Source organism: Dyadobacter ginsengisoli DSM 21015 (assembly GCF_059568735.1).
In genome coordinates this window covers 474,346-498,684 of the sequence record NZ_JCANTY010000001.1, presented here as the reverse complement: position 1 = coordinate 498,684, position 24,339 = coordinate 474,346, and the positions used below count along the sequence as shown (strand labels likewise).

16 protein-coding genes are annotated in these 24,339 nt (G+C 52.4%); 5 read left to right on the top strand and 11 right to left on the bottom strand.

The features are described 5' to 3' along the window. Positions 1-48 precede the first annotated feature (48 nt). Together BP71_RS01605 and BP71_RS01600 are read right to left on the bottom strand one after the other, a co-directional pair. The gene (locus tag BP71_RS01605; RefSeq protein ID WP_496375900.1) at positions 49-609 is read right to left on the bottom strand and encodes an RNA polymerase sigma factor; all 561 of its coding nucleotides are present in this window, start codon (positions 607-609) and stop codon (positions 49-51) included. A 228-nt stretch (positions 610-837) separates the two neighbouring features. Then, positions 838-1,443, bottom strand: a complete 606-nt coding sequence (locus tag BP71_RS01600) for a DinB family protein (RefSeq protein WP_496375898.1) — start codon at positions 1,441-1,443, stop codon at positions 838-840. Positions 1,444-1,743: 300 nt separating this feature from the next. On the opposite strand from BP71_RS01600, the gene BP71_RS01595 reads away from it, so the two are divergent. Next, positions 1,744-2,196 (top strand): hypothetical protein, encoded by a 453-nt coding sequence (locus BP71_RS01595; protein WP_496375896.1) that lies wholly within the window; start codon positions 1,744-1,746, stop codon positions 2,194-2,196. A gap of 38 nt (positions 2,197-2,234) precedes the next feature. Here the strand turns inward: BP71_RS01595 and BP71_RS01590 are convergent, their stop codons facing one another. Next, the gene (locus tag BP71_RS01590) at positions 2,235-3,557 is read right to left on the bottom strand and encodes a hypothetical protein (RefSeq protein ID WP_496375894.1); all 1,323 of its coding nucleotides are present in this window, start codon (positions 3,555-3,557) and stop codon (positions 2,235-2,237) included. A 116-nt stretch (positions 3,558-3,673) separates the two neighbouring features. Here BP71_RS01590 and BP71_RS01585 point away from each other — a divergent pair, with 116 nt between their 5' ends. Both BP71_RS01585 and BP71_RS01580 read left to right on the top strand, forming a co-directional pair. Further along, positions 3,674-4,261, top strand: coding sequence for a TetR/AcrR family transcriptional regulator (locus BP71_RS01585; RefSeq protein WP_496375892.1), 588 nt, complete (start codon positions 3,674-3,676; stop codon positions 4,259-4,261). Between the two features lie 84 nt (positions 4,262-4,345). Then, entirely contained in the window at positions 4,346-5,137 is a 792-nt protein-coding gene (locus BP71_RS01580; protein ID WP_496375890.1) for an SDR family NAD(P)-dependent oxidoreductase, read from the top strand. Positions 5,138-5,146: 9 nt separating this feature from the next. On the opposite strand, the gene BP71_RS01575 is transcribed toward BP71_RS01580, so the two are convergent. Continuing rightward, positions 5,147-9,241: a hybrid sensor histidine kinase/response regulator transcription factor gene (locus BP71_RS01575; protein WP_496375887.1), complete on the bottom strand. Its 4,095-nt coding sequence runs from the start codon at positions 9,239-9,241 to the stop codon at positions 5,147-5,149. A gap of 225 nt (positions 9,242-9,466) precedes the next feature. Between BP71_RS01575 and BP71_RS01570 the strand changes: the two genes are divergently transcribed. Then, entirely contained in the window at positions 9,467-10,882 is a 1,416-nt protein-coding gene (locus BP71_RS01570; protein WP_496375885.1) for a glycoside hydrolase family 125 protein, read from the top strand. Between the two features lie 113 nt (positions 10,883-10,995). Beyond that, positions 10,996-11,406, top strand: coding sequence for a hypothetical protein (locus BP71_RS01565; protein ID WP_496375883.1), 411 nt, complete (start codon positions 10,996-10,998; stop codon positions 11,404-11,406). Positions 11,407-11,462: 56 nt separating this feature from the next. Here BP71_RS01565 and BP71_RS01560 read toward each other — a convergent pair whose 3' ends face one another. The 7 genes from BP71_RS01560 to BP71_RS01530 all read right to left on the bottom strand — a co-directional run bounded on the left by BP71_RS01560 (position 11,463) and on the right by BP71_RS01530 (position 24,141). Next, positions 11,463-11,945, bottom strand: a complete 483-nt coding sequence (locus tag BP71_RS01560) for an ester cyclase (protein ID WP_496375881.1) — start codon at positions 11,943-11,945, stop codon at positions 11,463-11,465. Beyond that, on the bottom strand, positions 11,942-12,403 hold the full coding sequence (locus BP71_RS01555) for a DoxX family protein (RefSeq protein ID WP_496375879.1): 462 nt from the start codon (positions 12,401-12,403) through the stop codon (positions 11,942-11,944). The genes BP71_RS01560 and BP71_RS01555 overlap by 4 nt, the downstream gene beginning before the upstream one ends. A gap of 76 nt (positions 12,404-12,479) precedes the next feature. Further along, on the bottom strand, positions 12,480-13,061 hold the full coding sequence (locus tag BP71_RS01550) for a Crp/Fnr family transcriptional regulator (RefSeq protein ID WP_496375877.1): 582 nt from the start codon (positions 13,059-13,061) through the stop codon (positions 12,480-12,482). A gap of 87 nt (positions 13,062-13,148) precedes the next feature. Then, a complete protein-coding gene (locus BP71_RS01545; RefSeq protein WP_496375875.1) occupies positions 13,149-14,702 on the bottom strand; it encodes a glycoside hydrolase in 1,554 nt (517 codons plus the stop codon). 66 nt (positions 14,703-14,768) lie between these two features. Continuing rightward, positions 14,769-16,451, bottom strand: a complete 1,683-nt coding sequence (locus tag BP71_RS01540) for a RagB/SusD family nutrient uptake outer membrane protein (protein WP_496375873.1) — start codon at positions 16,449-16,451, stop codon at positions 14,769-14,771. A 17-nt stretch (positions 16,452-16,468) separates the two neighbouring features. Continuing rightward, positions 16,469-19,624 carry a SusC/RagA family TonB-linked outer membrane protein gene (locus BP71_RS01535; RefSeq protein WP_496375871.1) on the bottom strand — a complete coding sequence of 1,052 codons (3,156 nt, stop codon included), beginning with the start codon at positions 19,622-19,624 and terminating at the stop codon, positions 16,469-16,471. 266 nt (positions 19,625-19,890) lie between these two features. After that, positions 19,891-24,141: a hybrid sensor histidine kinase/response regulator gene (locus tag BP71_RS01530; RefSeq protein ID WP_496375869.1), complete on the bottom strand. Its 4,251-nt coding sequence runs from the start codon at positions 24,139-24,141 to the stop codon at positions 19,891-19,893. Between the last annotated feature and the right edge of the window lie 198 nt (positions 24,142-24,339).

Genomic DNA, 24,339 nt, shown 5'->3' with positions numbered 1-24,339 from the left:
GGGAATCAACGACGGATGGCGATTCGGTCTTGGAGGGTTGTGATTTTATTACAAACGGTCCTTCAATTCCTGAATGGTGCGGTAAAGCAAATTCGCCACTGCGGGCCGCGAGATTCCCATGACCTGTGCAATGGCTTCATTGTCCATGTTTTCGAAAAAACGAAGGTATATCACCTCCTGCTGGCGGCGGGTGAGCAGGTTGATCTGCTGGTTGAGGCTTTTGAGCGCGGCCTCATTGGTTTCAATGGCGATGATATGTTCCTCGATGGAAGCATCGCCCGTCGTCTCGGCCGAGAAATCAAGTTCTTCGCCTTCGTTGACCCACTGCAGCCGCTGACTTTCACGGTAGATCTTGCGGCGTAGCGATTTGAGCAGGTAAAATTTGACAAACGCAGTGTCTCCTATCGTTTCGCGCTTGGCCCAGAGTTCCATAAATAGGTCCTGGATGCAGTCTTTTACAAACTCGCGGTCGCGGGAGAATTTACTGCCGTAGCTGAAAAGACTCTTGTAATAATGCTTTGCAATTTTCCCGAACGCTTCGTCATCCCCCGCACGAAACGACTTCCACAAGTCGGCGTCATCAGCATTGTTTTCGGGATTGGATTGCATTCAGGAGAGCTACGTCAATGTAAAATCGGGAATGCAATCCTACGCCTTTTTATATAATTAAACAATTTTATTTTTGGAGGAATAAGAGAATACCAATACAGATGTTCTTATCCCTATTTAGTGTTTGCAGGCCCCTGCCCGATCCGTATTGCACCATTGCATGCGCTGGACTGACCGGACAGAGGCCCGCGAATAATTTGTCACACAGGACGTTTGCAGCCGGAATTTCTACTGTTTTGGATACGACGGGTGGCTTTTCACTTTCGCAATCTGGCGCAAATGCCGGTCGACATGCCCCCATTGGTAAATCAGTACCTGATGCAAATTGCGTGGTTCAGGCGTACCGGTGAGTTCAAAAATGGCCCGCATATCGGCCTCGGTACTTCGCAGGAACGCCAGGTTTTGTTCTCTGCCGCGCAGGAAAAAGGCCAGATTATCCTTTCCTTTGATAAAACCCATCGGAACTGCAATTTCGGAAGATTTGTGCGCGGCCGGCTCCATAATAAATTCATGATAATAGCTGTCGGGCCGGGTTGTTTTCAGCAATTCCGGTTGTGGCTTGTTACGTGAACCGATGCTGATCTCCCTCGACCAGATAATCTCCCAGAGCGCCAGATGTTCCACAATTTCCGCAATGGACCACCGGTCGGCCGACTCGCGGAACGCCCATTGCTCGGGTGTAAGGTTTTCCGTTTCTTTTACGACCGCATCGCGCGTGCGTATAAACTGGTCAATGGTCTGCTGTTTGTCAGCAGCGGTCCAGAGCTTTTCCTGACTGTAACACTGCATCGCAGCACAAAACCAAATCAATGTACAAAGTGTGGTAATTTTCATAGCTTTTTTGTTTTTTTAAACCCGTAGCAACCGCTGTTGGCATCAACCACCTCCACCGTTTGTCCGGAATACCATTACAATCCTACCACCTTTTTGATGTAAACAAGCCATCTCATTTATTCAACGGGGAAACAAATGAGCATTCGTAGCTGCACGTCGTTCCCGGCAACGGCATTACTCGCAGTGAAGAAGATAATTGGCAAAATTCCCTGAATTGCCGGACAGTCAATCGGCTTCGTAAACGAATGGAACCAGTATCAAGAAATCAGGGCTTAACCATTACATATATCCGACATCCCCATGAAAATTCCGGTTTCACTCCAATCACATGCTCCACAGTGTTGCATTTTAACCCTGTCTTGTATACTGCTGGTACTGGTCAATGGCTTTTCATTTGCCCAAACAGCTTCCAATCAAAAGTCCCTTCGAGATTTTTCGAAGGAAATAAAGGGCCGGTTCATTCTGGACGGTGCTCAATGCGCGGGTTTTGAATTTACCGAAACAAAAGAGTTCGTGTGGCGCAATGAGTCCGCGTGCATCTATCCTGACACGTTTCTGCTGCATTGGGTGGATTACAAGTCATTCATAGCCAAAGAAAAGAAGCCATCCTCCGGTAAAATTAACGGCTCTCCCCAAACCTGGTTTTACACCATTAAAGCATTCGACGGCAAACAACTCACGGTCAGCGAACTCTGGACAGGCTGGGGACCTTTCAAAACCGAAACTCAGAAGTTCCTCAAATCTGCAAAATGAGTACAGGATCTACCTTCTTCTTACAACCCGGTTGACTCTCAGCGTGCTTCCGCATGGGTATACTCCACAGGAAGTATTCTGCGGATCGTTGGCGTGTCCAGCAACAGTTGTAACCGCTCGGCTTGCGGGTAAGGTATCTCGAATTGTGGCTGATCGAGCGCCCCCGGATCGTTCGTTTGCAGGTACCGTCGCACATTCTGCTCCTGTTTGAGCGAGAGCCCGTAAGCCCGCCTGGTGTAAAGAAGGTCTTCGCGATAACGTGTGATGTGCGCCATGATAAATACCACAAAAAACAATCCGCCTGCCCAGACCCGGCGGTCCCTGCCCCATTGTTCGGCAAAGCGCACAGCAAACCAGGCATTACCGATCAATCCCGGAGTTAATAGTTCAGAATACCGCGAAGCCATGCCGTCAAGGTTCTGCCCGCGTCCATACGCAATCGCTACGCCCTGCGCGAGCGACCACATCACGCAGCCAGCCATAAACAGATCCGCAGCAGCGAGCCGGCGGCTTCGCAACAGCCAGGGCACCACGACCAGCGCAGGCGTCCATAACGCAACAGCCGCCGGCCAGCTCGCGCCCTCAACCGGCCAGGCAAGGATATACTGCAGAGCGTTAACCAGGTCCGAAAGATTTTGGGCACGGAATACGCGGTTAGCTTCTATCTGTGGTATAATCAGGTATCCCGCCACCGCAGTTGTTACAAGTATGACCAGCATGACTCCATGCCTTAAACTGATTTTCCTGCGCATGGCCGCATGCAACACATACACCCCCATGGTCGCGAGTGGGGTGAGCAAGCCCGAAGCCATAGTGAGCACCGCCAGTACTCCTAACGCCAGCACCCCTCCCATAGCCGCAGGGCTATCAGGATATAAGGCAGCCAGGATCAATGCGAGAAAAGTAAAAATAATCAGGAAGTAAAATTGGCTTTGAAAACCCACCAGCAGGTTTTCATAGGAAAACGGCAACCCAAACTGGGCGACAACCACTATTAGGGTGAGCCAGCGAAGAGCGGTAAGCGCACCCTGTCGCATCAGGAATCCCAACAGGATCAACGGTATGCAAACCGCGACGGCTATATTCACCCGGGCTTCGATGAGGTTATCCCAGACGCCCGTGATACTGAAAATCAGCAGGGACAGCAAACGCGTGGGGAAGATGCGGTGCTCGTTGTGGGTCTGCCACAAGATCTCTGTCTGAAACCGGCCTTCGATCCACGGACGCAGCAGAAGATCACCTTCGGCGTCCCATTGGTCCCAAAAAGGCAGCCGGACCGCAAAAGTTTCAACAAAATAAAGACGCATGGCCGCTATGACCAGCAATGTAAGCAGTAAAACTAGGATCCGTTTCTGTGACATATACTTCAAAAGCATTCTTAACACTGCAAATTGCGCCAGTTTTACAAAATCTCGTACCGGTTTAGCAAAATTCAGTCATAAGATATATTTTTGTGCCAATCAACACAAAAATAAAGATGAAGTTACGGGGACGTCCGGCTATTTACGATAATACCGAAATTCTGACCAGGGCTCAGCGGGTGTTCTGGAACAAAGGCTTCACCGCCTCGTCGCTGGACGATGTGCTGGAAGCAATGGGAATTGGCAGCGGCAGCTTCTACAATGCTTTCAAAGGTGGTAAAAAAGAACTGTTCAGTAAGGCAATCGATCAGCGGCGCGAAGCATTTGAGGCCTTTTACCAGGAACTGCGCCAAAGCGAGAACCCCATCGACCTGATCCGGAACTTCTTCCACTCCATCGCGTTCGACGACCGCGCTACCCATTTGCAGGGTTGCATCATCGTGAATACAGTAGTGGAAATGGCCAACCTCGACGAAGACTTGGAACAACAGGCCGTAACGATCCTCAAAGACGTGGAGCAGATGTTTACCTGGGCCATTGCAAAGGCACAACAGGATGGCAAAATGCAGAATCAAACCGAAGCAGCCATCCTGGGCAGGTACCTGATCACATTCTGGAGCGGCCTGAATATTATCCGCAGAATGTACCCCGATCACGAGGTACTCGCCCAACAGATCGAAATGCAATTGAGCGTACTCAGCTAATTTTTTTCCTCATTTTTGTGTTAAACAACACAAAAATATTGCATTTTATAATTTGTTCATTCACAATATATTAAACCAATAAATATGAATTTACAACTGACTTCAAAGACGGCTTTTATCAGCGGATCTACACAAGGGATCGGATATGCTATAGCCAGGCAGCTACTGGCGGAGGGAGCAAAGGTGATTGTCAATGGCCGTTCGCAGGAGAAGGTAGACCGGGCTATCAGTACCTTGCAGGCAGAATTTCCGGGCGAGGCGGTATCCGGGATCGCAGCAGATCTGGAAAACACGCAGGATATCGACCGCCTGACCCGATCACTTCCGGAAATCGATATCCTCATCAACAATGCCGGCATATTTGAACTCAAACCCTTTTTCGATATACCTGACGATGAATGGACGCGTTTCTTCCAGGTCAATGTCATGAGCGGCGTGCGGCTTTCACGGGCGCTCATGCCTGGGATGCTGGAAAGGAACTGGGGACGCGTCGTCTTTATCAGTAGCGAATCGGCAATCGATGTCCCGGGCGATATGATCCACTACGGAATGACGAAAACGGCCATGTTATCCGTCAGCCGCGGTCTGTCACAACTCACAAAAGGAACACAGGTCACCGTGAACACGATCCTCGGCGGCCCCACCTATTCCGACGGCGTCGCCGGGACTATCGAAGCCATTGCCCGTCAGCAAAACATCCCGGCGGAACAACTTAAAACACACATCATGAGCTCCACCAATCCCAATTCATTGCTCGGAAGGTTCATCGAAAGCGACGAGATTGCCAGCCTGGCTACCTATCTGTGCAGCCCGCTGGCAATCGCAACCAACGGTGCATCGCTGCGCGCAGACGGCGGTGTGCTGAACAGCATCTGAACGCTCGTCTCACGTCTGGTTTCTTTTCAGGGCCTGCATAAACTGCAAAGGGGATTTGCCGTATTCCTTTTTGAATACCCGGGAAAAATTCGAGCTGCTTTGCAGGCCCACACGGTCCACCACCTGGTTGAGCGGAATGCCCTCGTGCGTCATGATCTGTATCGCTTTTTTCAGGCGGATCGTCCGGATAAAATCGGCTACCGACTGCCCGGTAATGCTTTTGATCTTCTGGTACAGCTTTGTCCGGCTGGTGTACAGGTGTTTGCAAAGGAAATCGACATCCAGGTCCGGGTCTTCCATATTGGCTTCGATCAATTCCAGCAGTGCCTGGAAAAATTCCTTGTCCTTACCCGAATGCACCAGGTCGGTGGCTTGGGAAAGATAGTTGTTGGTGAACCGCTGGCGCAGCTTTTCGCTTTGCTCGAAAATGTTATGGACTGTCAGCAGCAGCAGATCAATGCTCAGCGGCTTCGCGAAATAGAAATCGGCTCCGGACTCCATTCCTTCGATCTTGCTCGCCAGCGCATCTTTTGCCGAAAGGATAATAAAAGGAATGTGACTGGTTTCAAAACGCTCTTTTACCTGCCTGCAAAGCGCAATGCCGCTCATTCCCGGCATCATGACGTCGCTGATAATCAGGTCCGGCATTTTCTCAGCGGCAATCTCAAGTGCGGTTTCTCCATTGGCCGCCTCGTAGATCAGATATTGTTTGTCGAATGTTTGTTTCAAAAACGCGCGCAGCTCACTGTTATCCTCCACCAGCAGGATGCGCTTCCGGGTAGCCGGAGTCGTTTCCTGCTCACCGGTCGAAGGATCTGTAAGCGGGATCAGGATCGAATGGTCGGTCGCTTCCAGTCGGACACCAGACTCCTGCCGCGACGGCGCTCGCTCGTTTTCCGCCCAGTTCTCTTCGCCCAGCGGAACGCCGATGATGATCTCCGTACCCTTATAATGTTCACTGTACACGTAGATATCGCCTTTATGCAGCCTCGTGAGGCTTTTGACAAGCGCCAATCCTACTCCTGATCCGAGGTGATCACGGCTGATACGGTAATAGCGGTCGAAAATCCGCGTAATGGTGTCTCCCGAGATACCGATCCCCGTGTCGGCCACACGGAAGTACAGGTACCGGTTCGCCCGGTGCTCTTCGTTGAGCAACCTGAACCCCGTTTCAAATGACGGTTTGAACTGCCCCATATCCGTGAATACTTCCAGCGTGATCTCGCCGCCATCCTGTGTATATTTAAAAGAATTATTGAGGAGATTCAGAAGGATCTTTTCAAGCACCTGGATATCGAACAGGCCCGTCAGCGGCCAGCGGCCATCCCCCTGGGTACGGTCAATAACCGTCAATGCAATATGCTTGCTCTGTGCAACACTTTGAAACTCTGTCGCCAATTCTTCACAAAACTGACTGATCACCAATGGCTGCACCTGCAAGCGGATCAGGCTGTCGGATACCTTTTTGAAGTTCATGAGCTCACTGATGAGGTTGATGAGCCTCCGTGCATTCCTCAGCATCAGCTGGTATGAATGGTCGAGTACCGGGTTTCTGTTGTGGCTGATCAGGTTTTCCAGCGGTCCCAGGATCAATGACAGCGGCGTTCGGAACTCGTGTGAGACATTGGTAAAAAACAGCAGCTGCTGCTGGTAAAGCTCCTCCCGCTGCCGGTGCATTTCCTCCCGTTTCTGCTCAGCCACCGCCCGTACATCGATCTCCCTTTTCAACCGGTACCACCGGGCCTGGTAAATGTAGACGCCCGCCAGCGCCAATATGAACAGCAGCACGTAGATCACCCGTGCCAGCAGCGAGCTCCACCAGGGCGGGGTAATGACAATGTCCGTCTGAGCCGCTCCTTTTCCCCAGATCCCGTCGCTATTGGTCGCCTCCACCACAAACCGGTAGTCGCCATAGTCGAGGTTGCTGTATGCGGCGGTGGGACTATTACCGTCCGTGAATTTCCATTCCTCGTCGAAGCCGATGAGTTTGTAGCGATAACGGCATTTCGTCGGATTTGCGAAATGCATGGCGGAGAAGCTGATCACAAAATTGTTTTGCAGGTGGTTGAGCCGCAATGCGCTGCCATAACCCGGCGCTTGTCCGATGTTTGTCTTCCCATTGTCATAGCTGGGGCGGCGGCTGTTGATCAGAATATCGGTCAGTTCTGGACGGGCTCCGATCGTATTGGACCGGATTTGCTCCGGGTAAAAGTAATTGAGTCCATTGATCCCCCCGAAATACAACCTGCCTCCCGCCCCCTTGAACGACACCCGTATCTTGAAGCTGTTTCCCTGCAATCCGTCATGTTTATCATAACGGGTGATTCTGCCGGTCACTGGATCGAGGCATTGCAAGCCATCCCCGCCCAGCCATACGTTGCCCGCGCGATCCAGTTCGATGCTTTCGACATCATTAAAAACGCCTTGCTTCTCCCCAAAATGCCTGATGGTGTGCGTATGGTTTCGCTCTTGAAGTGTGAGCAGGTTCAATGCACCGCCAATGGTCCCGATCCAATAGGTACTGTCATTCTGTTTAGCGATGGCAGAAGTATAATCAGAAGTCAGTGCATTGGGTGCCGAAGACGCCCGGTACCGGATCATCTTCCCGATATTCCCCTCTTTGTCCACCGTAATGCGCTTCAAACCATGCCTGCTCGACACCAGCAACTCCGGTTTGTCCGGTTCCGCGAACAGGAAATGCCCCTCCGGAAACTCCCGCACCCGGTACCGCCCCGTCGTATCCTTCCAGATGACCCCGAAAGTTTCCAGGTTACCGAACCAGATGTTGCCATAATGGTCCTTCACCAACGCCCCCACCGAGTACTTCGGGAATTGCTCCGAGCCCGGTGGCTTCCGCAGGGCTTTCCGGTCGGGCGACAGGATCTCGATGCCAGAAGCGCCCCCGATCCATAATTGCCGGCCATTATCCAATGCAAGTGCCATCACCACATCACTTTTAAGGCGTACTGCCGTGCGGGTCGTGTAAAAGCGGTAAGTCCGGGATCGCATATCATACCGGTTCAGCCCATTGGCATTGGTGCCGATCCAGAGATCGTTCCCGTCTTCGAGTACCGACCGTATATTACTGCCTGTCAGGGAAGCCGGATTGCCCGGATCGCTCCGCATGGTGTAAAACAACTTCTGGTTCAGATCGCAGTAATTGATGCCGCCGCCCGAGGTGCCCGCCCAGAGGCAATCCGACCGGTCGATGTAAATGCGACTGACCACACTGGCATTAAGGCTGCTGCGGGTGCCCTGGTGATCGATCCGTTGTACAAAACTCAGATTACGGTCCAGGCGGATCAAGGCCGAGCCCGTATTCAGCCAGTAATCCGATCCCCTGCTGACGGTAATGTCTTCGATCTTACTGCATTCGGAACACGCAAAGCGTTTGGTCACGCGCCACGCCGGCGCATTTTCCGCGCGGAACAATTCGCGGTCATTAGCGACCAGCAGTTTATTGTTTTTGTCAAAAAATACCCGCCGTATTGCGCCTTCGGGCAGTCCCTCAACCGGTACACGCAGGAATCTGCGCTGTGCATCGAGCTTCCACAGCCCCGTGCTCGTCGCGAAGTGCATTACGCCGTGTTGATCGGGCTGAATGTCGAAAAAGCGGATCCCCGGGGGCGGGGTCCAGTGGAGTTCTGTCAGAAAGCGGCCATTCACACGGAATAGCTTCACTTTGTAATCGGCATAACCAAACAGGAGGTCCCTCTCGGCCCTGAACATTTTCCACAACACCGGACTCTCACCGGTTTCCTTTACGCTGAGATCGGTATAATGCTCAGTTTTAGGGTCGAAGTACTGAAGACCATCCTCGGTGCTGAGCCAGATCCTGCCGTCGCGGTCGGGAAAGAGCCGGATGATCCGGTTTTTGAACGCATTATGGAGCGGGACGTTGCTGTTGTAGAACTTCCGGACCGTGTAGCCGTCGTACCGGTCAAGCCCGAAATTGGTGGCCACCCAGATATAGCCCTTTGAATCCTGCACCACGTCGTTGGCATCGGTATGCGACAGCCCCTCGTCGACCGTCAGATAATTGAATTTAAATGGAAATGGCTGCGCTGAAACGCTACCGGTGACGAGCAGTAAGCAGCGGAGCAAAAGACTGGTCCTGATTAAAAACAAACATTTCCTTCTCATGGCCGGGAACGTTCTGAATAAGGCGGGTTACCCCGCAAAAGGGTTTACTTCGGACTTCAAACTTACTGATTAAATACAATTACCCATGAGTTCTGTGCAGGTTCCGTCCGTGTCGATACGCAAAAATGGCTTTATTTGCAGCATGGCTATCCCGTACATTTTTTGTTTACCCAATACCAAAACGCAATGAACCGAAACGCATTTATGAAGAATGCCGCCCTGATCGGCACAGGGTTGATGGTTGGCAAGCTGCCCGCCTTTTCCATGCCGGATTTTCCGACCGTCCGGGTTGCGCCCGATCAACGGAAATTCACCAGCAAGGCCATCGAGGATGCCATCGCTGAATTTCAGCTGAAAGTAAAGGACAAAGAGCTCGGGTGGCTGTTTGGCAACTGTTTCCCTAACACCCTCGACACCACCGTCACCTACAACGGTAGCGGCGCCCGCCCGGATACCTATGTGATTACGGGCGATATCGACGCCATGTGGCTGCGCGACAGTACTGCACAGGTTTGGCCGTACCTCCATTTCATCCAAAAAGACAAGGAACTGCAAAAGTTGATCGCGGGTGTGATCAACCGTCAGTCGGCCTGCATCCTGCGCGACCCGTACGCGAATGCGTTTTACGATGATCCAGCCAAAACCGGGGAATGGAAAGACGACGACACCGACATGAAACCAGGTTTGCACGAGCGCAAATGGGAGATCGACTCGCTTTGCTATCCCATCCGTCTCGCACACCGCTACTGGCAGCTCACCGGCGATACTTCGCCCTTCGATGCGGACTGGAAAAAGGCGGTGCTGCTCACTTTGAAAACGTTCCGGGAGCAGCAACGGAAGGAGAGCGACGGACCGTACCGGTTCCAGCGCAAAACCGCCTGGGCTACCGACGGCGTACCTATGAATGGTTACGGCTACCCGGTAAAACCCGTCGGATTGATCTGCTCCGCATTCCGCCCGAGCGACGACGCTACCATTTACTCGTTCCTGATCCCCTCGAATTTCTTTGCAGTAACCAGCCTGCGCCAGGCAGCAACCATGCTCGGAAAGATCACGCAGGACAAAGCGGCGGCGGGCGAACTGACTGCGCTCGCCAACGAAGTAGATAAGGCATTGAAACAGCACGCGGTGATCAATCACCCGCAATACGGCCGCGTGTACGCCTACGAGGTCAATGGTTTCGGAAGCTACAACCTCATGGACGACGCCAATGTACCGAGCCTGCTGGGCCTGCCCTACCTCGATGCCATGCCCATTGCCGATCCGGTGTACCAAAACACCCGCAAAATGTTGCTTTCGACCAATAACCCATTCTTTTTCAAGGGAAAGGCTGGCGAAGGAATCGGCGGACCGCACGTGGGAATCGACATGATCTGGCCGCTGAGTATTATCATCCGCGGGATTACCAGCAAGGATGATCAGGAGATCAGGCAATGCGTGCAGATGCTCAAAAAGAACCACGGCGGCACGGGTTTCATGCACGAGTCGTTTCACAAGGACGATCCCAAGAAGTTTACCCGCGCGTGGTTTGCCTGGGCAAATACGCTTTTCGGTGAGTTTCTGTGGGAAACCTACCAGCGCAAGCCGCATTTGCTGGCGTGAGAAACCGCTTATGCCGGAAATGAACGATGTGTCAAGAAATGTGGATGATCTGGCAAACAGCTCATAGATCAAAACAGGTTATTTGCATTCGTCAGATAACCTGTTTTAATCAAATGGATCCGCTGAAAACAATACCGATTCTAGGTAAGAACCCGCTAGGACATGCTAAAATTCTTCCACAAAAAACGCTTACAAAACTGCATTTCAAAAGACTTTACCTGGCCATCCGGCAAAGCTCTCCCTGGAAGGCTACGCTCGTCATGGACCTGACCACCAATCCTAATGCCAAAGATCCGGAAACACTCAACGATTTCAGTGCCTACCTGGCAGCTAAGGAGAAGCTTTCTGAAATGCTGATCAACAGTAAGAATGCCTTCGGCCATCTGCAGGCCCGCTGGATCTCCGAGCTCGGCCACCAGCCCGACCGCCTGCGTATCATCTATGGCAAGGACCAGGATTTTATGGAATACAACATCAAACTTACCCTTCTGGAAAGGGAAAAAGTGATGATACACGTCAGATAGCATGTAGCGTCCGGCCCGCATTTCCGCCGGCCGGGCGCCTTTGTACGTATTCATGGCTAATGAATGACTCCGAGCTGTTTCATCATCGTCAGCTCGTCGGTTACCCGCCAATGTTCGGCGATTTTCCCGTTCACGATTTGTTCGATGTTGATCTGGTTCACGTTCACGCGCTTGCCCGTAGGAGGTATTCCAAACAGCGTCCCGGTATGGGTACCGGTCATGACCACCCTGGCCACCACCCGGTCGTGGGTTATGATCAGGTCGACAATCTCGTAATGCAGGTCAGGGAAGCCCGCACGTATCCCCTCCACGATCGGTTTCAATCCCCCCGGACCACGCGGCGGATCGGGTGTGGACGGGGTATGGTTGATATAGTCGCTGGTCAGCAACGCATCGAGCACATCCACACGCCCCTTGTTCCAAACCTCATTGAAATAAGTTTCCACGATTTTCCTGTTCCGGCCCTCTGCATTGCCCTGTCCGATGCAAAACGCGGGCAGCAGTGCCAGGAATGCGCCGGCAAACCACATTTTGATCATTTCACCGCAGATAAACGGTGATGAATACTTTGATCGAGCGAGAATTTACCGCTGCCTCCGGTCAAAACGGTCAGCGATAGGCCGATCACCAGCAGGTGGTATTCGTAGCCTTCTCCCTGCTGGTTGCCGAACCAGTTGATGAAGAAACCGTGCTCTGCATGACCGCCCACAAAGATGATCCCCACGAAGAGTCCGATCACTGCCACTGCCCAGAGCCGCGACGCCAAACCGGCGATCAGCGCAATCGAGCCCAGAAATTCGATCAGGATCACGAGCAGGGCGATCAGCCAGGGAAGTTGGAGGGTCTGTGTAAAAAATGCCATTTCACCGCTAAATCCGGGGCCACCGAACCAGCCCAGTACTTTCTGGGCACCATGCGGGAAGAGGATGAGCCCCACGGTAAGCCGTGCGATCAGGCCCGTCCAATCATTATCAGTACTAAAAATCCTGTTTTTCATTTGCTTGACTGTCTTAAAAATAACAGTGCAAAGGACCGGAACCCGAAAGGCAAAAAAATTAAAGTAGTTGAAGAAATCAGCCCTTCCGTAATTTATTCCGGAGCATGCTCAGAAAAACGGGCGTAATGCCCAGGTATGCGGCCACCTGTTTCAGCGGAATGCGTTTTTCAAAGGCTGGATATTTGCGGTTGAAGGCCAGATAGCGTTCTTCGGCGCTCATGGAGAGGTTCTGATCGATGCGTTCGAGGTGGGCAATGAATGCATTCTGAAGGATGAGCCTGAAAAACCGCTCAAATTTGGGAACCCGCTCATACAGTTCATCCAGGTCCGGTTTCGTTATCTGCACAAGCGTCGTGTCTTCCAGCGCTTCAATATAATAGTTGCTCTCCCGGCCTGTCAGAAAGCTGAGCAGATCGCCCACCCACCATCCTTCGATCCCGAACATCAGAATATGCTCGGATCCGCCGGGATCCAGCGAATACTCTTTTAAACAGCCTTTGAGAATGAAGTTCTCGGCCCGGCAAACCTCACCCGGCCGAAGCAGAAAGTCCTTTTTTTTAAGACGCCGGACATTGAAAAGCGAACGGGTCAGCTCCGTTTCCCGCTCATCGAGCTGAATATGACGTCCGATGCTGTCGAATAGCAAACTGGTATCCATAAAGTCGTGGTGCAGGAAAAGCCCGCTGTCGGTTGATATCGGCTACAATATAACACGACAGCGGATGTACGCCAACACGCGACCCGGTTACAATTGCCCGGTGACCGTCACAACACTACGCCCCTTCACAGCAACGCGGCCATGGGCCCCCAGCAGCTTCACAGGCGCCAGGTCGTGTTCTGCCGAAGTTTCATAGACTCCGGTTATGGATAGCGCCTTGCCGGAGTGAACCGACAGGTCAATTTCATGCGCTTCATTACCAGTATTTACAATTACCGTAACGAGCTCATTACTGACGTTCCGGTAAGCCGAAACCAGCAGATCATCGGTGCCCAGGCTGTTCGCCGCGTCCACGCGCACCGCGCCCGGACGAACGAAACGGCTGAAATTACCCATTGCCCAGAGCATTTTCGAAGATTGGAAATTACCGTCCGTTTTGTTCTTGTCGATATACACCAGGCCATCCTTGTAATCATAGGGCGAGACCGAGATCCACCAGTGCCAGGCCGACGCATTGGCATGGACGAGGTCGCTGTGGATCACTTTGGCAATGTATAAGCCGGAATTAATGCCCAGGTCACGCCCCTCACCCTTGATTTCTCCATCATTATCTCCCAGCACGCAATACTCCGACATCCAATATTCCAGACCCGGCACCGCTGCCAATCCGGCTGCCAGCTGTTTCCGTTTCAGGACGGCATCCTTATACGGGGAAGTCGTGAAATAGCTGTGTCCAGAAATGGCTCGCACTACATTGGGAAGATCACCCACGTAATCGGCGCTGCTTTTATCAAAGAATCCGGTGATCTGGCTGCTTCTTCCGGGCCGGTTGTGTTCGGAATACAAATACTCGATCTGACCTGCCTCCGCAATGTTGATTTGGGTGGAGAGGTTCTTTTTCAAAAGCGACATGCTGAGCGATTTGGTAATGGCGGCGATCTGGTTGTTAAAAAACGGTGTTCCCTCCTGCCCTCCGTCACTCCAGTCCCATTGCGGTTCGTTCACCGGGCTCACATACTGAAAGGTAATGCCTGTTTTCTTCCGCACGCCTTCCATGATATCGGCCAGGTAATCGGTGAATTTCCCGAACTGTTCCGGAACCAGATTCGGCTGGACATTGGTCGCAAAGCCCTTTCCATTCGCCGTAAACTGCACCGGCGGCGTATTCGGAAACAGCAGAAATTGATTCACGCCCCGCTCCTTTGCCGCATTCAGGAACCAGAGCTGCCCACCCTGTTTGTTCCAGTCATAGCCGCCATCGCTGGCGAAAAACGACTCAGCCCGCCGCCATTCGTCGCGGATTCCGCTGGCATCCCCCTGCTCGGCAGTTCCCCCGCCCGCATTGAACCTCCAGAGCGACAGTCCGATACCTTTCACCCGCCCGTCAGCCAGCGTGTCGCGACTGAACAGCAGGTCGGCAATGGCGTTTTTCTTCGCGGCGGGCCAATTGCCCACAAACTGGCATGCCCAGGCATCGGACCCGCCGAAATGCCGGATCGTCTGATAGGTTTTGGAGGGGTCGATGGTGATCGTGACAGCGTCGGCCGGGCCGGCGGATTCCGCTCCGTGGCAGCTAACAATGCCGCCAATGAGCAGCCCCAGGGAAATCAGTCCCGGAAATGGATTTTGAAAGAATTCCATGAATCGATGAGATCGGATATAAAAAAACAGCTCCCGGCGATGGTATGCCGGGAGCGTAGGTTTGGATCAATAGCCCGGGTTCTGTTCGAGCTGGTTATTCGAGGCCTGGATCTCCGTCCGCGGGATCGGCAGCCAGTATTGCTTATCCGTGAAGGCCCGGCCGGTGAGAGCTTCCTTCCTGGTGTAAGTCAATGCGGCACCGCTTTTGCCGATCTCGATACCATAAGCCGGTACGTTTTCGGTCACGTTCGCGATTTTCCAACGGCGTACATCGTAGAAACGGTGTTCCTCAAATGCCAGCTCGACGCGTCGCTCGTTACGGATACGCTCGCGCATCTGGGCCTGTGTGAGGCCTGTGGGTAATGCGGGCATGGCAACACCGGTACGCTGGCGGATCGCGTTTACGGCCGCATACACGGTCGCGTCAGGACCTGCGGCCTCGTTCTGCGCTTCGGCATAGTTCAGCAGGATCTCCGCATAGCGGAAGTATATCCAGGTTTGGGTACCGGCAACGTCCCAGGGGTTGTCGATGGGCAGGTTATCATTCATGAATTTCCGGAGATAATAACCTGTTTTCGATGTGTTCCAGTTGGATGGACCATCTTTGCTATCCTTTCCACCCGGGGTGAAAGTCTCGATCGTACTCGACCGGTAGGATGCTCCATTGTAAAGGATCGTCGCGTAGAAACGGGGATCACGGTTTTTATAAGGTTCCTTTGGATTGTAGCTCGTGTTGGCATCGGTAATTTTCGTTCCATCCATCATCTCATAATCGTCCACAAGGTTCTGGACAGGCACATTACCACCCCATGCATTGTAACTGTTCGGGCCATTCGATATCTCAAGGCATACGTGGCGCGCGCCGATAGCGTAGAGTCTTCCGAAAATGATCTCGGCATTATCCGTCGTTGTGAACAGGTTGCCGTAGCCGCCGGTATAAAGGGTGTATTTGTTCAAATCCATCACCGCCTTAGCCGCTGCCGCTGCCTGCTGCCAGGTAGCGGCGTTATATAATGGGCTTGCACCGTAGAGCAGAAGCCGGGACTTCAACGCCAGGGCAGCTCCCTTGGTCGCCCGGCCGAGTTTCCATACGGTATTGTCATTGGACGCCGGAAGTAATGCTGTCGCTTCGTCAAGCTGCGCGACCGCATAGTCGATACCCGCTTTGATATCCGATCTTGCAAACAATTCCGGGCTGGTGAGGTCGTCTTCTACGCCATACACTTTGTCGCCCAGTAACACGACCTTGCCATAGTTACGGATCAGGTCATGGTAGCGAAACGCGCGTATAAACTGTAATTCCCCTTTCAAACGGCTCCTTAGCCCGGCGCTCATCGGTACCTTGTCGATGTTGGCCAGGGCATAATTGATCTCCCGGATGCTGCGGTAGCTGCGTCCCCAGAAGGTGCCTGCGATCCCGGTGTTTTCCGGGGCGATCTGCCCGCGCTGGATGAGCCAGGTATTATCGTCGTTGTTGTAAATGGATTCATCGGTTACCGACGACCACAGCGCATACTCGAAACCACGCCCGAAGCCTGGCAATGTACCTTCCGCTTCCTTTTCGGTGAGCCTGGTGCCCATGTAGCGGTTGGTAACGTAGGCTTCAAACAACACGGAGTCGGAAAGAATGGAGGCATCGGAAACACGGTCGGTCGGGACAACGTCCAGGAAATCCTGCTGGCAGGCAAACACCGTCACGAGCATGGCTGCAGCCAGGGATGGTAATGTCAAAAACTTTATTCGTTTCATGTCAATCATGATTTGCATTAGAATTTAATGTTGAGGCCCAGGTTCAGAATGCGCTGCTGCGGGTAAAACTGGCCGCTGGTGTTGTTCCCTTCCGGATCGAAGTCTTTCACGCCGGTGATGGTAAACAGGTTGAATGCGCTGGCATAAACCCGCAACGACGAGATCCTGATCTTCGAAAGCGTCTCTTTAGGCAGGGTGTAGCCTACTTCCACATTTTTCAGACGGATGAATGACGCATTGTTCAGCCAAAAGTTGTTCATGTACAAGCCGCCATTGATCGACGACGACGCACGTGTGTCTACCCGCGGGTAGCTTCCGTCGGGGTTGGATGGGCTCCAACGGTTATCAGCCCAGCTGCTGTAAAAGTTACCTACCTGGCCCGACTCCGGCAGCACATACTGGCTTACCATGCCCTGTCCTGCAAAAACCATCGACACATCGAACGCACTGTAACCTGCATTCAGCACCAAACCGTAGGTCAGCAAAGGCACGTTGCCATACTTGCTTCTTACCTGGTCGTCGGCGGTGATCTTGCCATCCCCGTTATAGTCTTCCAGGATCAGATCGCCGGCTTGTGCGCCCTGCACGTGCGGATATTTGTCCAGATCGGCTTGTGTGCGGAAAATCCCAAGGGTGTTGTAGGTCAGATAAGTATACAAGGGTCCGCCCGTCTGCCGCTGGTAATCCAGTGCGCCCGGCGCCTCATCGATGAAAACGATCTTGCTTTTGGCATAGGTCACATTTCCGGAAATATTGTAGCGGAACTTGCCGTTGTGGTTATAGCCCAGGGTCGCTTCAAATCCGCTGTTGTTTACTTTTCCTAGGTTTTCATCCGGTACCAGGGGAGTATTGTCTTTCGTTTTGTAAGGATTCACGATACCCGAGGTGTTGGGGATAGAGGCGTTTCTCGCCGCGAGGATATCCGATCTTTTCTGGTTAAAATAGATCACTTCCACATTGAAGTTTTTCAGGAAAACCGCATTCAAACCGATATCCAGCTTTTTAGAGGTTTCCCACGTAATATTTGGGTTAGCAAGCTTGGTGAGGTCGATCCCCGGCGATATCACCCCCGAACCCAGTACATACTGGTTCACGAACGAATAATTGTTGTAAAACTGGAACTGCCCTACGTTGTCGTTACCCAGTGTACCATACGAAGCCCGGAATTTCAGGTCGTCTATGAAACTTATGCTGTTTTTAAACCAGTCTTCTTCCGAGATCCGGTAACCGGCCGAAACCGAGGGGAAGAATCCGTATTGTTTCCCTTTTGGAAATACCGACGAACCATCTACACGCGCCTGGACTTCCGCCAGGTATTTCTCGTTGAAATTATAAGCAATCCTTCCGATAAAACTCTTACGGGTAAAATTATAACTGCTTCCGGAGTTGTTCTTGTCCGTAGCCGCCGCACCGCCTTGTGAAAGCTCTGGTGTGGAAGCAGTCGGATAGTTGATCCTGCTAGCGTCGAATGTAGATTCATTGCGTTTGTTCTGTTCGTAAGCCACAAATGCATTCACATTGTGCTTACCAAACTGATGCAGATAGTTCAGGCGGATATTCTGGGTAATGTTGGTGATATTTATCTGCTTTTGCGTCAGAGAGGCCTTACCCGCAGAACCACCGGTCACTACGCCGTTATACACATCTTTGGCGCTGTCGTAATTATAAAGCGTGTAAGGTGTGCTGAATGTTTTGGTAAAATTAAAAGACTTGTCAACCGAGTAAAATCCATCCACGGAAAGCCCATCCACGAACGGCAGACTATAACTGGCGCGCAGAATGCCGTTAAATACGGAAGTAGGATTGCTGGAAGTACCGCCCATATTCGTGCCGAGTACCACCGGGTTGCTGTTTTCTACGCCGGTCGAATAGTATCCGTTCGGATATCTGGCAATAACAGTCGGGTACGCCCGGTAAATAGAGCGGAATGTGTTCTCGGCAGAAGAGACCGGGAATTGGCGGTTCTCCTGGCGGCCCGACAGGCCAAGGCTCACTTTGAAATCCTTCGTGATGTTGGCGTCGATATTCGAGCGGAAATTGTACTGCTTGTATTTGGTAGCTCCGTTTTTATACAAACCATCCTGATAGATCGTCCCCAGCGAAACATAGTATTTTACATTGTCGGTACCACCGTTGATGCCCAGGTTATGCTGGTTTTGCAAAGCGAAATTTTTGAGCGTTTCCTTTTGCCAGTTGGTATTAGGGTATTTCAATGGATCTGAACCGTTACGGAACTTCTCGATTTCATCCGCCGTATAATGCTGGTTCATCCCACCCGACGGATTGTTGTAATAGTCGATCTCATTCATGATCGTGGCATATGTAGGCGCATCCGCGAGGTTCGGCAGACGTGTAGGCGACGAGAAGCCCTGGTTGAAGCTGTAAGAGATGACAGGTTTTCCGGTCGTACCGCGCTTGGTAGTAACCAGGATCACCCCATTCGCCGCGCGACTTCCATAAACAGCCGCCGAAGCGTCTTTCAGAATGGAAATACTCTCGATATCGTTCGGGTCGAGGCGTTCGAGCCCGCCGACCTGGCCGGGAATACCGTCTACCACGATCAGCACGTCGCTGTTACCCGTAGACGCAAACCCGCGCACGGTGTAGGTCGACCCGTCGTAACCTGGTTCACCGCCCCGGTTGTTGGCCACAAATCCGGAGAAACGCCCCGCGAGCGAGTTGGAAAGGTTAGGTTGCGGGCTTTTGACAATGTCGGCCCCTTTTACTTCGGAAACCGAGCCGGTCAGTGTTGCTTTCTTCTGGGTACCATAACCCACGACGACGACCTCCTCGAGTGTTTTGTCGTTCACGACCAGTTTCACATCCAACTGCGAACGGTTGCCGATCACGATCTCCTGGTTTATATAACCGATATAGGTAAAAACCAGCGTGCCATTGCCGTCGGGGACATTCAATGAATACTTACCGTCCACGTCGGTAGTCGTACCGGTGGAAGTTCCTTTCAGGATCACGCTGGCTCCGGGCAGGCCTTCCCCGCTTTCGGCAGTGACCGTCCCTTTCACGGTGAATGCATTTTGCGCCATTGCGCAGAAAGACGACAGCGCGAGCAGCAGCGACCAGATGGCCGCACGGAGCGCGGTCCGGAGGGTTCCGCCAGTGGTTTCACCGGATAGCCGACAGCGCACCGGACCTCTGTAAAAAGTTTTTTTCATACAAGCAGAAAAGTTGAATAATTGGATGCAGATCAGTTCATAACAGCGGCGGACAGGGGAGCTGACCACGACAGCCGCAAATCTTGAAATAGTAATAGGCCGCGTTGCCTGTCGCTGATTTTTATAAATTGATCAATCAAAAGTAGGACTATTTCAACCTGCTCAAGGGGGGACATTTTCGCATTAAAAGGGGGGTGAATCCACAAAAAATGCCTGATTTTGTTAGAATCAGGCAGTAAAAACTCTGGAAACTACAATAAATAGCGTCAGTGCGCCGACTTCTTCCTGAAAATATCCTTGTCGATGGTGATGTGCTCGTGGAACGGCTTTCTGAATTTTTTCACATAATCAGAAGGCTTCATCCCGAACAGTTTCTGAAAGTGTTCACGGAAATACCGGATGTCGTTGATCCCAACGCGGAAAGCCGTTTCGCTGATCGTAATGTCGGTCGTAATGAGCAGCTGCGCCGCCTTCCGAAGACGGATGAAACGGATAAAGCTCGCCGTCGACTGCCCCGAAATGGATTTGATCCGGTTATAGAGTGTGGAATGGCTCATTCCGATCTCCGATGCCAGCATTTTGATGTTGAACGCCTCGTCGGTCAGATGGCTTTCCACAATGCGGATACATTCATTCAGAAATTCCTTGTACTCGGCCGAGATCTTGAAATCGCTGGTCTGCAGCGTGATCTCATTGTAGAAATACCGTTGCAGATCGTTACGGTTGCGGAGGATGGACGCCACCCGCGCTACGAGCAGGTCCTTGTCGAAGGGCTTGCTGATGTAATCGTCCGCCCCGCCCTCGATGCCTTTCAACCGGACATCCTGGGAAGTGCTTGCCGTGAGCAGGATCACCGGAATGTGGCTCAGCGCCATGTCCAGTTTCATCTGGCTGCATAGTTCGATGCCCGAAGTACCGCCCATCATGACATCGCTGATGACGATATCCGGCAGATGTCTCCGCACAAGTTCCAGTCCCTCTTCCCCGCTGGCGGCTTCAAACATCTTGTATTTCCCTGAAAAAATGGTTCCCAGATAGCTACGGATCTCCGCATCATCGTCTACGACGAGCATGGTGTGGCTCTCTGCTGCGGGCTCTTTCATATCAAGCAGTTCCGTCTGCCAGTCGGCCAGGGCAGGTGCAGCAAGGGTCATCGCACCGTCCGACAGCTCTTCCAGCAGCACTGAATCGCGCCCTTCCCCGCCCCTATCGTTCGCGACCAGGTCGGGATGGCTTTTCGGCAGCCGTACATAGAAGGTAGTGCCCCGGTTGAGCTCAGATTCATATCTTAATTGACCAAAATGATTTTCGACAAAGGTTTTGGTCAGAAACAGGCCGATCCCGAACCCGCCTTTGGCAGCAAACCGCCGGTCGGCGTATTGATGGAAAACCTTGAAAATATCCTCGCCCGCATCTGCCGGAATGCCCGGCCCCGTGTCGCTGACGACGATTTCTACCTGCTCATCCAGATCCACTATCTGGACTGAAACGGTCCCGCCTTCGGGTGTAAACTTCAATGCATTGGAAATGAGGTTAAAAATCGCGATCTCGATCTTTTCCCAGTCGCACACTACTTCCAGGTCCGCGTCCGGGGCGATCAGTTCGTACCGGATATGCTTTTGTTCTGCCTGGTGCAGAAAACACTGATACACTTCCGTTATGAGCTGCGGCAGGTTATGTACGGCCGGTTTCAGCCGATCGGTCTGCTGGTCGGCCTTCCTGAACAGCAGCAGCTGATCTACCAGGCTGAGCAGCCTTTTCGCATTCCGGTAAATAATATGCATGCTCGCCGTTCCGGGGGTTATCCCGGCAGCCGATGCACCTCCCCCCGCCTCCTGCATCATTTCCCGTATCGGATTGATGATCAGCGTCAGCGGTGTACGGAATTCGTGGGATACATGGGTAAAAAACGAGAGTTTCTTTTCATTGATCTCCTTTTCCTGCCGCGTTTCCAGGTGCGCCAGCTGAACCTCGTATTTCATTTTCTCCTGCCCTAGCTTGTATTGCTGGTAGTAGTAAAGTATCAGTCCAACCGTCAGGGCATACAGCAGATAGGCCCACCAGGTGCGGTACCAGGGCGGCATGACACCGATTGCGAGCGAGGCATGATCCTCAAACCAGATGCCGTCCTGGTTGGCCACCTTGACTTTGAACGTATAATTGCCTGACGGAAGGTAACGGTAGGTGGCCGAGCGCTCATTCTGCACATAGTTCCATTCCTTATCGAGGCCTTCGAGCATGTATGCGTAGCGCGTGAGCTCCGGATAGGCGTAGTTAAGTGCCGTATAGTCGATCGAAAAAACTGGCTGATCGGGTTTCAACACAAACCTTTCCGCATTCCGGAGGTAAGCATAGAGCGAAAAAGCCTCGTTGGGTTCCTTATCCCCTCTTTTTTTCTCCCCAAAAACCCGCAACCCGCTAATCATCACCCTGGGCTGGTAATGCGACGCCTGCACCTGTTTAGGATAGAACAGATTCCAGCCCTCCGTACCGCCGAAACACAAAAACCCTTCCCCGGGATTGTAAAGCGCAGAACCAGGATTAAACTGTCCTCCCTGCAAGCCATGGCCTGTATCAAAATTTTCGATAGATCCCCGCCCTGCGTCGATCCGGGAAAGGCCCTTGTTGGTACTCACCCACACTTTGTCCATGCTTTCAGGCTGGATCGCATTGATTACGTTGCTGGCCAATCCTCTTTTTTCATCAAAGAAACTGACCTTTTTACCATGCGTGTCAAAAAGCAGTAACCCATTTCCTTCCGATCCGATCCAAAGCCGGTCCTGGCTGTCCATATACAGCGAAAAAATGATCCGGTTCGACAGATAGGGCTTTTTCCCTGCCTCATTGAACCAGGAAACGAACTGCATGGTACGCGTATTCAGGTAATTTAGGCCACCGCCGTAGGTCCCGATCCATAAGTTGCCATGCCGGTCTTCGGCAATGGCCCGTACATCGTTGGCAGCGATGGAGCTGTTCGACGGTATAAAGTTCCTGAACCTCCCTGTTTTGATATCCAGCATACTCAGGCCTCCTCCATTCGTTCCCACCCACAGGTTCTTGCGACGGTCCTGGTAAATGACGCGCACATCGTTTCTGCCCAGCGAATGTGGGTCCGCCGGATCGTGGTCATAATTCATAAAACGGTCGGTCGTGGGATCGTACCGAAAAAGCCCTTTGGAATACGTACCAAACCACAACTGGCCGTCCCGGTCGCGGTGGGCGGCGATGACGGCCCCATCCGGCATACCGCCCGGCCCTGCCGATGGTGCATAATGCCGGATAACCTCCCCGCTGCTGGTTGTTTTGTAGATGCCGTCCCCGTCGGTTCCGAGCCACAGGTTTCCGTCGCGGTCCGAACACATCCCATAATAGCGCAAATAACTCTCCGCACGGGAATCAGTGATTTTTTGTTCAAACTTTCTGAATTTCTCAGGAATGCTGCTGATCAGGTAGGCGCCTTCCCCATATGTTCCAAGCCAGACATTGCGGTCCTTATCGATAAAAAGCGACTGAACCGAACGCTGCGTGATGCCTTTATTATCCTTGTCCCGCACTGGTTCAAATACCAGCTTTGCAGGCGGGAGCGAACCGACCTGTGCGAGGTCGAGCCGGTAAAGCCCGCCATCCTGTACACCCACAAGCAAATGCTGCTGATGGTCTTCCAGCAACGAGAGGTAAATGTCGCTGTTGTGGAAGGTGTTGATATGCAAGTCGTAAAACCGGGATTCGTTCCGCTTAAAAAGGATCAATCCCCTGGAAGAAGCGATCCAGACATTGCGCAGATGGTCCTCGTAGATCGCATTGATGCGGGCGGACGGCATATTCCGGAAATCAAGCGGAACCCTGGTCATCCCGCCTTTTTCTCCCCTTTTCCAAACTTCAATCCCGCTATCGCGCGACCCCAGCCAGAGCATGCCTTGCGAATCTTCAAATACATTCAGGATAGAGTTCGTAAACAGGCCCGGGAGCGAACGTTGGTTGTAAAAGGCGAATTGGCGTGTCGCTGTATTGAACGAGGCAAAACCGGAGCCGTTGAGCGCCAGCCAGAGATGATCGCCATACCCCTGGCTGATATCGCTGACGTCATTGCCCGCACCGTCTTTATTACGAAAGGGCTTGTACCGGTTGAATTTTTGCTCATCAGGAACGAACTCCGCGATCCCGTCCCGAGAGGATACCCATAGCGTACCGCTTTTATCGCGGATAATGGATTTGACATAGTTTCCCGGCAAACTGTGCGGATCGCTGTGGTCGAATTTGAAGCTTTTGAATGCGGTGCCGTCGAACCGGCTGACGCCGTCACCGGTAGCGAACCACATGAGCCCGTCGTTGTCCTGTACAATGCCGTTGACGACTCCAAACGAAAGGCCTTCGCGGATAGAGTACCTCAGGACGCGCCCCATGGTATTATCAGCGGCGAATCCCGTCCGGCATGTACAACACATTATTAAAAGCCAGATCAGCGACATTCCCGGGAACCCGCATTTCATCGACCTCTTGGCACCACTTTTTCTCATATGTTTATCCGGAACGGAGCATTCGCTTCCAACCGCTTTCGTCTGAAGCGGAACTTCAAATATAATTCAAAAAAGGCAAGAAACCGGGGCAGACCTGCCGCAGGCTGCGGATGTGCAGGCACCGCCGGAGCACGATCTGTTCCGTTCCCCTGGCAGGAACGGCGCCAGTGTTGCCGCACATGGATTTTCTTTCAGTAT

What these genes read in the sequence shown, in the direction of transcription:
- BP71_RS01605 (WP_496375900.1), bottom strand. Translation starts at nt 609, where the DNA reads ATGCAATCCAATCCCGAAAACAATGCTGATGACGCCGACTTGTGGAAG.
- BP71_RS01600 (WP_496375898.1), bottom strand. Translation starts at nt 1,443, where the DNA reads ATGAAAATTACCACACTTTGTACATTGATTTGGTTTTGTGCTGCGATG.
- BP71_RS01595 (WP_496375896.1), top strand. Translation starts at nt 1,744, where the DNA reads ATGAAAATTCCGGTTTCACTCCAATCACATGCTCCACAGTGTTGCATT.
- BP71_RS01590 (WP_496375894.1), bottom strand. Translation starts at nt 3,557, where the DNA reads ATGTCACAGAAACGGATCCTAGTTTTACTGCTTACATTGCTGGTCATA.
- BP71_RS01585 (WP_496375892.1), top strand. Translation starts at nt 3,674, where the DNA reads ATGAAGTTACGGGGACGTCCGGCTATTTACGATAATACCGAAATTCTG.
- BP71_RS01580 (WP_496375890.1), top strand. Translation starts at nt 4,346, where the DNA reads ATGAATTTACAACTGACTTCAAAGACGGCTTTTATCAGCGGATCTACA.
- BP71_RS01570 (WP_496375885.1), top strand. Translation starts at nt 9,467, where the DNA reads ATGAACCGAAACGCATTTATGAAGAATGCCGCCCTGATCGGCACAGGG.
- BP71_RS01565 (WP_496375883.1), top strand. Translation starts at nt 10,996, where the DNA reads ATGGATCCGCTGAAAACAATACCGATTCTAGGTAAGAACCCGCTAGGA.
- BP71_RS01560 (WP_496375881.1), bottom strand. Translation starts at nt 11,945, where the DNA reads ATGATCAAAATGTGGTTTGCCGGCGCATTCCTGGCACTGCTGCCCGCG.
- BP71_RS01555 (WP_496375879.1), bottom strand. Translation starts at nt 12,403, where the DNA reads ATGAAAAACAGGATTTTTAGTACTGATAATGATTGGACGGGCCTGATC.
- BP71_RS01550 (WP_496375877.1), bottom strand. Translation starts at nt 13,061, where the DNA reads ATGGATACCAGTTTGCTATTCGACAGCATCGGACGTCATATTCAGCTC.
- BP71_RS01545 (WP_496375875.1), bottom strand. Translation starts at nt 14,702, where the DNA reads ATGGAATTCTTTCAAAATCCATTTCCGGGACTGATTTCCCTGGGGCTG.
- BP71_RS01540 (WP_496375873.1), bottom strand. Translation starts at nt 16,451, where the DNA reads ATGAAACGAATAAAGTTTTTGACATTACCATCCCTGGCTGCAGCCATG.
- BP71_RS01535 (WP_496375871.1), bottom strand. Translation starts at nt 19,624, where the DNA reads ATGAAAAAAACTTTTTACAGAGGTCCGGTGCGCTGTCGGCTATCCGGT.
- BP71_RS01530 (WP_496375869.1), bottom strand. Translation starts at nt 24,141, where the DNA reads ATGAGAAAAAGTGGTGCCAAGAGGTCGATGAAATGCGGGTTCCCGGGA.